The following is an 8,347-nucleotide window of genomic DNA, read 5'->3' as shown; positions in this document are numbered from 1 at the left end:
TCATATTGAGTTTTACAAGGCCGTTATAGCGTTTGACAAGACGCTGATCCAGACCAGAGATGTTAAATTGAAGAGCATGCTCTTCAATTTAACGCAAAGCTCGGAAATTGTGTAGATACCTATGCCTTATGGGAGAGGGCTAGGGTGAGGGTTTTATTTGATATTATGGAAATTTCTTACCTCTCCCTCTCCTAAAAGAAAAGGGAAAATACATCTCACCCATAAAAAAAGCGCCTTGTGGCGCTTTTTTTATTAACAGAAAGCTTTATGCATTCTGTTCAAGCGGTAAGCCTGCATCACGGGCAGCACGAGTACCACCCATCAGAATGACATATTCACGTGAGCTGTCAAAACCCTCTAGCTTTTCAGCAGCACGTGGAGCTTTACTGCCCCCACCACACAAGATGTAAATGGGTTGATCCGCTGACACCTGAGTTAGGCTTTCTGCTGAAAGATCGTTAATGGGCTGATTTACCGCCCCTTTCACGTGTGCTTCAGCAAAAGCACTTGAATCGCGTACATCCCAGATAATTGCATTTTCTGGGAACTCAAATGTTGTAATTTCTTGATTACGGATCATTGCGCACTCCTTTGATGTAAACAACACTTGGCAAATGAAGAAAACATCCCTAGCATCTCAGATATTCTTTCCCTTTGTAAAGGTCTAAACTATGCCTTCTTTCGATATTGTTTCTGAATTAGAAATTTTTGAAGTAAATCATGCAGTTCAAAACACCCAAAAAGAAATTGCGACCCGCTTTGATTTCCGTGGTCAGGACGTTTCTATTGAACTGAATGAAAAGAACAAGGAAATCAAAATCTCGACTGAAAGCGATTTCCAATGTGAACAAGTCTATAGCATGCTGGAAAGTCATTTCTTTAAACGCAAAGTCGATATTCAGGCACTTGATCCACAAAAAATGACAGCTTCTGGCAAAAATGTGATTCAGGTGATCAAGCTTAAAGATGGTCTTGACTCAGATACCGCAAAAAAAATTAATAAAGCCATTAAAGAAAGTGGGATTAAGGCGCAATCTTCTATTCAGGGCGACAAGATTCGTGTGACTGATAAAAAACGCGATACCTTGCAGCAAGTGATGGCATACCTAAAAGAACAGCAATTTGGTTTGCCTTTACAGTTCAATAACTTTAAAGATTAAGACAGTACTGTGTCTTGAAGAAGGGATTATGACGCATCGCAATCGACTGACCAAACTGGTGAATGCCACTTCCAGATTACCGCAAAGTATACGCAGTGCTTTACTGAGTAAAACTTTTGGCCGTGTGGTACCCATGGTGGGATCAGCGAAAATTCGCTATGTAGAGCTGAGTCCAGCAAAAGTCGTGGTCACAATCGCCAATCATAAAGCCATGCAAAACCATATTGGTCAGGTACATGCCTGTGCCATGGCTTTATTGGCAGAAACCGCAACCGGTTTTGTCACTGCGATGAATGTGCCGGATACGGCAATTGTACTGATCAAAAGCTTAAAGATTGATTTTAAACGCCCGACGCACGGTGCCATGACGGCAATTGCTACGCTCACGCCCGAGCAGCAAGCCTTGATGCAAAACTCGGATAAAGGCGACACACTGGTTCAGGTTACCGTCACGGATGAGTCAGGTGAAGCCCCGATTCAATGTGAAATGCTCTGGGCATGGGTGGCCAAAAATCAGCTGAAAAAATCATAATTCTGTCATACAGACACAAAAATCCCAGATATCAAATCTGGGATTTTTTATTTCGAGCAAATTATTATGCAGGCTGTGATTCTAGAAACTTTTGTTTAGCTTCGTCTGGAATCAGACGTTTGTTACCTTTGACATCGACAGCCACAAAGGTAAATACACCTTCGGTCACACGAATCGGTGGACGTGAATCATCATGACTGTCCCAAACCTCAATTTCCATCTGGATAGATGTCTTGCCAACTTTGAGAATTTTGGTATAACAACTAATCACGTCCCCCACTTTGACTGGAACCAGAAAAGTCATCTGGTTAATCGAAATCGTGGCACAACGTCCCTTTGAAAATCGTTCTGCGTGAATCGCGCCTGCCAAGTCCATTTGTGAAACGATCCAGCCACCAAAGACATCACCACTCCAGTTGGTATCTGCAGGCATTGCGATCGTCTGTAGGGAAAGAATCCCCTCTGGTCTTACTTGAGAATCTGACACTTTCACTCCAGGCATTTGAATTAGGGTTGGGTATTTAACTGCTGATCAAGCCATTTTTGCAGCTCGCTTGACCGTAATGCACCGCTTATTCTAGCAATTTCGTTGCTTTTATTCATCAACACCAGCGTCGGAATACTGCGAACATTAAATGCTGAACTTAAGCGTGGATTCGCTTCGGTATCAATTTTTGCAAAAACCACATTTGGATATTGCTGGGCGACAGTCGCAAAATGCGGTGCCATCATTTTACAGGGACCACACCATTCTGCCCAGAGATCAATCAGGATCGGTAACTCACTATGCGTGACAAACTGGCTGAAATTCTGTTCATTCAGCTCAATCGGTGTCAGTGGAATCAGAGCTTGAGGACATTGACCACAAGCAGGGTTGGCAGTGAGTTTATCTTCAGGGACACGGTTTTTGGCCAGACATTCCGGACATACAATAATCATCTAGCGCACTCCAATATGTTGATGTAAGAATTCTAATTGGGTCGAAATTGCTTTTTCAAACCATTCCCCATGATAAATATCAAAATGCCGGATATTCCACTCATGATATTGCACAAATGGCGCAATATTGGTCGCAGTTTCCCGACTGGATTCAATTGGAATCAGACTATCTGATTTCGCTGCAATAAATAGCACCGGAATGGTAATTTTTCTGACCTGCTGAATCGGCCGATAACGCATCAGCTTAAAGAATGCTCGTGCAGGAATGTGACCACTCCAGTAATAATCCGGATTGACAATCGACAGATAACCTTCATAACTGTCCTGCGTCGGCATAAAACAGAGTTCATGCGGATCAACCACAGGTAAGGTCTTCGGTGCCATACCGACCTTGGCCCCCATATAGTCCTGACTGGAAACTTTAAGCGCCTTGGGGAGTTGCTGTAAAGGATACAGTTGAGCACTTTCGGCACCATCGACAAAAGGTACCTGTACCATCGCCGCCTGAATATTTTTCAGTTCCGCTGCCAGTGTCAGTACATGTCCGCCACTTAAGGCCGTACCCCAGAGCACGATCCGTTTACTGTCAATCGATTTGCGTTCCTGAATATGTCTGATCATGGTTCGCCAGTCATCGAGCTGGGCATTGATCGACACCAGTTCACGCGGGCGTCCGGTGCTACCACCCCAATAGCGATAATCAAATAAAACTACCGCATAACCGGCACTGGCAAAACGCTGGGCATATTGCACCAGTTTAAATTGACGTAAGGCAGCCAGACCATGGGCCATCAAGATCACGGCCGGTTTTTCTATATTTTTAGGCCGATAAAAATCGGCAGCAATCACGTCCTGACCGCTTTTGACATACAGTGGTTCAACTGTATAAGCCTGCATACGCGCTCCATTGCGTTATCTTATGGTTATCATCATTTATAAAAATTTCAGAACAGGTTCAGCATGTTTTCAGCTTAATGCTATCATAAAGCATATCGATATAAATGAAATGATGGAGTGGCGTCATGAGCGAAAATGTAGGTTTTGCTGGTCAAATTGGTCCGGAACACGTAACCCAAGTGGTTGAGAAAGGTTTTAAATCGATTATCAACAACCGCCCGGACATGGAAGGTGGTTCTGAGCAGCCAACCAGTGCACAAATCGAAGAAGCTGCACGTGCAGCAGGTCTTGATTATGTGTTCCAGCCGGTGGTCGCTGGTCAAATTACTGAGCTTGATGTACGCACTTTTGCCAATCATTATAATGAATTACCAAAACCCATCTTGATGTTCTGCCGTACTGGAAACCGCTCGAATAATTTATATCAACTGGCAAAACAGATGGACCTGCTGGATGACTAAATCATTTTGGAAAAGTGTCGTACTGGTAAGCTGTTTTAGCTGTACGTCACTTGTTTTTGCTGCACAGGATCTTAGTCGTGCACTGACCTCTACGGTGAGTGTTACGGGGCAAATGACATTGGATAAGTTTGAGCAATTAATTCAGCAAGGTTTCAAATCTGTGATTGTAAATCGTCCTGATCAGGAAACTGGTAATAGTGTCACGGTGAGTCAATTACGCTCTATTGCGGAGAAATCTCAAGTGAGTGTGATTTATCAGCCTGTAGTAAGTGGCCAGCTTTCTCAGGCCAATATTGAAGAATTTGCTCGATACTATAATGAGCTGCCTAAACCGATTTTGTTGATCTGCCGTAGTGGCACTCGTTCAGCAGCTTTGTTTAATAAGGCCAAATCTCAAGGATTGATTCATGAATAAGTTATTGATTATTTTGTGTTGTAGTTTAGCTTTTGCCGGGTGTAACTCGATGAACCTGAAGCCAACTGTGGGTGTGAGTATGGGAACATCAATTTAGTTTTTTTAAATTTCAGTTCCCATAAAAAAACAGCGCCGAGGCGCTGTTTTTTATACAAATATAATTTCTATTGATAATCTACATAAATCGTTGATACTTTACTATCTGGCGAAGAAACAGAAACTTTCAACGTATCTCCTACCGCACATTCTTTTAGACGATAGCCATAATAACTTTGATTACTATTTTTGAATGTGGTTGGTGTCAAAAGATTAAATACATTTGCGACAGGTGAACTTCCTGTTGCTAACTCTGCGGTACAAGATAAATTATTATCTTTTGTATTATCCTCAGGCGTAACACTTATTGTTGTACCTGTTGGCATAGGCACACTTTGAGTATTATTTCCGTACATATTAAAAGATAAGAAACTTCCACTTGCGTTCACATTGGTAAAAGTTGGTGTATTTTCAGCAAATGCAAATAATAATTGCTGACGAATAACCGTATCTAAATTATCGTCACATGTGCCTGCGATATTCGGCTGTTTTATTGCAGATGGAGCACAAGTCGCTTTGTTGCCTAATACCGCACGATTATAAAGAAATTCACCAATACCATAATCTTTGTTATATTGATTATCCTCGTTATCGTCACGGAAAAAGCTACCAATATTACTAAGAAGTTGATCTACACCTTTAGTATATAGATTATCGCCATCTAAATCTGTAAAGGTTTTATCACCCTCAACATAAGCCAATACAGTCACACGATTATCTAAAGGACGAGGTTCTTGTGTTGTTAGAGTTACAGAACACTCTCCTTGGACTGTTGAACAATTAGGTTCAACCTTACCCCCCTCCGAAACAAAGCTAATTACCGTACCATCTGGAACAGGATTTCGTGTACGATCAACCATTCTCGCTGTAATAGTTGCAGTATCACCATCAATTACATTCTGTAATGAATTTTTAGATACTGATAAGCTTAATCCATCTTGAGTTACTCGACCAATGGATACAGATACATTTTTAGATACAGCCGAAACATTTTTGTCTGAAACTAAAGTTGCTCTTATCTCTACAGGCCCAGGTTTATCTCCTGGATAAAGATTCACAATTACTTTACCATTTGAATCACTTTTTATAGTTTTGTTATTTTGATTTCCAAATGTTACGAACGATAAATCTTCTGGTGCTTGTACTTTCTCAATCAAAACATCTTGATCTGCTACAGGTACACCATTTGCATACAAAGTAAATTCAATTTGACCAGATGATGCTGAGCCACTTTTTCTAATCCCCAAATTAACTTTACTAGATGTATATACTAGTGAATTAGCTTGAAGTGCCTTAATACTGACATCAATTCCAACTTCTGGGATATTTAAACCTTTTGCCGAAATTTTTTGTGTCCCTGTACAAAGCTTTCCATCTGTACCAATCGCTTTATATGATGTCGTAACATTTCCTTGATTTGATGAAACAACTGTAGCAGGTTCAAATTTACCACATGTTGCAGTGAATTCTACATTGACATTATTCTGATTAATTTTTGTATTTGCATCTTGCGTTTTTAACGTGATATTTGTTGAGCCACCAGACTCTAATTGAGTACTAGCTGCCGTCAAATCGACTAAAATAATATTGGTTGCTTGAAGTGAGAAATTAAGTGCTTGTGTTGATGCTTGGACACCATCAAAATCTGCAACTGCAGAAATTTGATAAGCACCATTGGTATTTATATTTTCAGGTTTAACAGAGATGCTCGCTTCACCATTAGTATTGGTTAAAACAGCACCATTGGAACTACCTAAAACAACACCACCAGTCACTGTAAATGTAACCAATGCACCACTAATGCCTTTACCTGACTGATCTGTTACTTTTACTTTAGCGATTACACCTTCTGCTGCGATTGCCTGAGTTAAGTTACCATTTCGATCAATCAATTGAATAGTACTAATATTAACAGATTTTACTTCTTCACCTGTGCTAGGGTTCGTAGTAATATTTCCAGAACTAGAGCCACCATTATTATAGTAACCATCACTTCCACCGCCCCCGCAGCCTGCTAACATTAGTGCTAAAGTAAGAGCAGATAATTTAATACCTAATTGTTTACTAATCATTTTAATCCCCAAAATCCTCTATCTCTAGAGTTTTTATCAATGCTTTATTTATTATGCGATATGTAATCATAGTTAAGCTTTTATGTAAATAAAGGTAAGCTAAATGTTTTGTATGCTAGCTTATATAAAATAATTCTCATAAGAGTAATCAATGCACGATCTCATCATCATTGGTGCCGGAACCGCTGGCATTAGCGCTTATAAAGAAGCCATTAAATACACCCAAAATATTTTAATTATCAATGATGGCCCATGGGATACAACCTGTGCACGTGTAGGTTGTATGCCAAGTAAATTACTAATCTCTTCTGCAAATCGCATGCATGATATTCAAACTGCTGAAGAACTTGCTTTAAAGCATAACGCTGTCATTGATACTTCAGATGTTATGCAACGTGTGCATGTCCTTAGAGAACGTTTTATTCGTGCAACCTTGAAAGGTGTCGATCAATGGGACAGCTCACATAAAATTTCCGGAAAAGCCAAATTTGTTGATCCCCAAACGATCGAAGTCAATGGACAATCCTATCGGGCCAAAAGTTTTATTGTCGCTGTAGGCTCACGCCCCAATATTGATGAAACTTTAAAGAAAAAATTAACAGACAAATACATCACTTCCAATGAAATATTTGAATTTTCCCAATTACCTAAGTCTTTAGCAGTGATCGGGAGTGGCATCATTGCAATTGAATTAGCTCAAGCCATGCAACGACTGGGTGTACAAACCACAATGTTTGCGCGTAGTCAAAAAGTAGGTGCTTTAACTAGCCCGATCTTACAAAAACTAGCACAAGAGCAATTAAGTAAAGAACTCAATATCAAATTTAAAACCTTACCAGATGAGATTGAGATCCAAGCTGATAAAATAAAGATTAACTTTACAGAAAATGATCAGACTAAGAGTATTGAAGTTGAATATGTCTTAGGTGCCACAGGTCGGCAAAGCAATATAGATCGTTTGGGTCTAGATCAACTCAATTCAACATTCAAGGACATCAAAAACCTTCCTATCGATAAAGAAACCAAACAACTTGCAGATCTGCCGATATTTATAGTCGGTGATGCCGCACCTGATGCCCCCATTCAACATGAAGCTGCGCATGCCGGCAAAGAGGTAGTACATAATTGTTTAAATTATCCAGAACTTAAATCGATTCCAGCACTCACTCCATTGGCAATCGTGTTTTCTCACCCTGAAATGGCGATTGTCGGAAAAAGTTTTAAACAGCTAGAAGATCAACACGTCGAATTTATTCGGGGATTCGTCTCTTATGAAAATCAAGGACGTGCACTGGTTCTGGCAGAAAACTCAGGTGGAATAGAAGTTTATATTGATAAGAAATCAGGTAAATTACTTGGTGCAGAACTCTTCTGCTCCCAAGCAGAACATCTGGCCCATTTATTAGTCTGGATAATTGATGCCGACCAGGATATTCACCAGATCCTAAAGAAATCTTTTTATCACCCTACGTTGGAAGAGGGTCTTAGAACTGCCTTTAAACATGCTCGACGTCAGTTTAATACTTTGTCATGAAAGAGTTGAGGACTATCAAATCATCCTTCAGTAAAGTTAACTATCGCTCTAGCTTAATATTGAACACTGTATAAGGTTGACTTTATATGAATACTCAATAGTCAAGCCAATTACCCCGCGCATAAAAAAACACCCCCTTCGTTTGAAGGGGGTATTTCGAATAATGAGCTGGCGATGACTTACTCTCACATGGGTAATCCCACACTACCATCAGCGCTAAGAGGTTTCACTTCTGAGTTCG

At 40.4% G+C, this 8,347-nt stretch carries 10 protein-coding genes and 1 rRNA gene; 5 read left to right on the top strand and 6 right to left on the bottom strand.

Features of this window, described 5'->3' with window-relative positions:
* Positions 1-265 precede the first annotated feature (265 nt).
* Positions 266-580, bottom strand: a complete 315-nt coding sequence (locus WAK81_RS04295) for a rhodanese-like domain-containing protein (RefSeq protein WP_422195821.1) — start codon at positions 578-580, stop codon at positions 266-268.
* A 91-nt stretch (positions 581-671) separates the two neighbouring features.
* Here WAK81_RS04295 and WAK81_RS04290 point away from each other — a divergent pair, with 91 nt between their 5' ends.
* Together WAK81_RS04290 and WAK81_RS04285 are read left to right on the top strand one after the other, a co-directional pair.
* Positions 672-1,160 (top strand): YajQ family cyclic di-GMP-binding protein, encoded by a 489-nt coding sequence (locus WAK81_RS04290; RefSeq protein WP_253175502.1) that lies wholly within the window; start codon positions 672-674, stop codon positions 1,158-1,160.
* Between the two features lie 28 nt (positions 1,161-1,188).
* Positions 1,189-1,692 (top strand): DUF4442 domain-containing protein, encoded by a 504-nt coding sequence (locus tag WAK81_RS04285; protein WP_422195820.1) that lies wholly within the window; start codon positions 1,189-1,191, stop codon positions 1,690-1,692.
* A 64-nt stretch (positions 1,693-1,756) separates the two neighbouring features.
* Here the strand turns inward: WAK81_RS04285 and WAK81_RS04280 are convergent, their stop codons facing one another.
* From WAK81_RS04280 to WAK81_RS04270, 3 genes are read right to left on the bottom strand one after another with little or no spacing between them, the layout of a single operon-like run.
* The gene (locus WAK81_RS04280; RefSeq protein ID WP_422195819.1) at positions 1,757-2,194 is read right to left on the bottom strand and encodes an acyl-CoA thioesterase; all 438 of its coding nucleotides are present in this window, start codon (positions 2,192-2,194) and stop codon (positions 1,757-1,759) included.
* 5 nt (positions 2,195-2,199) lie between these two features.
* Positions 2,200-2,631, bottom strand: coding sequence for a thioredoxin TrxC (gene trxC / locus WAK81_RS04275; protein ID WP_422195818.1), 432 nt, complete (start codon positions 2,629-2,631; stop codon positions 2,200-2,202).
* On the bottom strand, positions 2,632-3,528 hold the full coding sequence (locus tag WAK81_RS04270; protein WP_422195817.1) for an alpha/beta hydrolase: 897 nt from the start codon (positions 3,526-3,528) through the stop codon (positions 2,632-2,634).
* Between the two features lie 125 nt (positions 3,529-3,653).
* Here WAK81_RS04270 and WAK81_RS04265 point away from each other — a divergent pair, with 125 nt between their 5' ends.
* Together WAK81_RS04265 and WAK81_RS04260 are read left to right on the top strand one after the other, a co-directional pair.
* A complete protein-coding gene (locus tag WAK81_RS04265) occupies positions 3,654-3,989 on the top strand; it encodes a TIGR01244 family sulfur transferase (RefSeq protein WP_422195816.1) in 336 nt (111 codons plus the stop codon).
* A complete protein-coding gene (locus tag WAK81_RS04260; protein WP_422195815.1) occupies positions 3,982-4,404 on the top strand; it encodes a beta-lactamase hydrolase domain-containing protein in 423 nt (140 codons plus the stop codon). The genes WAK81_RS04265 and WAK81_RS04260 overlap by 8 nt, the downstream gene beginning before the upstream one ends.
* Positions 4,405-4,568: 164 nt before the next feature.
* Here the strand turns inward: WAK81_RS04260 and WAK81_RS04255 are convergent, their stop codons facing one another.
* Positions 4,569-6,572 carry a hypothetical protein gene (locus WAK81_RS04255; protein ID WP_422195814.1) on the bottom strand — a complete coding sequence of 668 codons (2,004 nt, stop codon included), beginning with the start codon at positions 6,570-6,572 and terminating at the stop codon, positions 4,569-4,571.
* A gap of 151 nt (positions 6,573-6,723) precedes the next feature.
* Here WAK81_RS04255 and WAK81_RS04250 point away from each other — a divergent pair, with 151 nt between their 5' ends.
* Complete coding sequence (locus WAK81_RS04250; protein WP_422195813.1) at positions 6,724-8,106, top strand: dihydrolipoyl dehydrogenase; 1,383 nt, start codon at positions 6,724-6,726, stop codon at positions 8,104-8,106.
* Between the two features lie 166 nt (positions 8,107-8,272).
* Here the strand turns inward: WAK81_RS04250 and rrf are convergent.
* Positions 8,273-8,347, bottom strand: a 5S ribosomal RNA gene (gene rrf, locus WAK81_RS04245); the annotation flags it as partial.

The sequence above is a fragment of the Acinetobacter sp. genome (assembly GCF_049284435.1).
GTDB lineage: Bacteria > Pseudomonadota > Gammaproteobacteria > Pseudomonadales > Moraxellaceae > Acinetobacter.
Note: the sequence above shows the minus strand (reverse complement) of the source record. Positions and strands in the feature narration are given on the sequence as shown.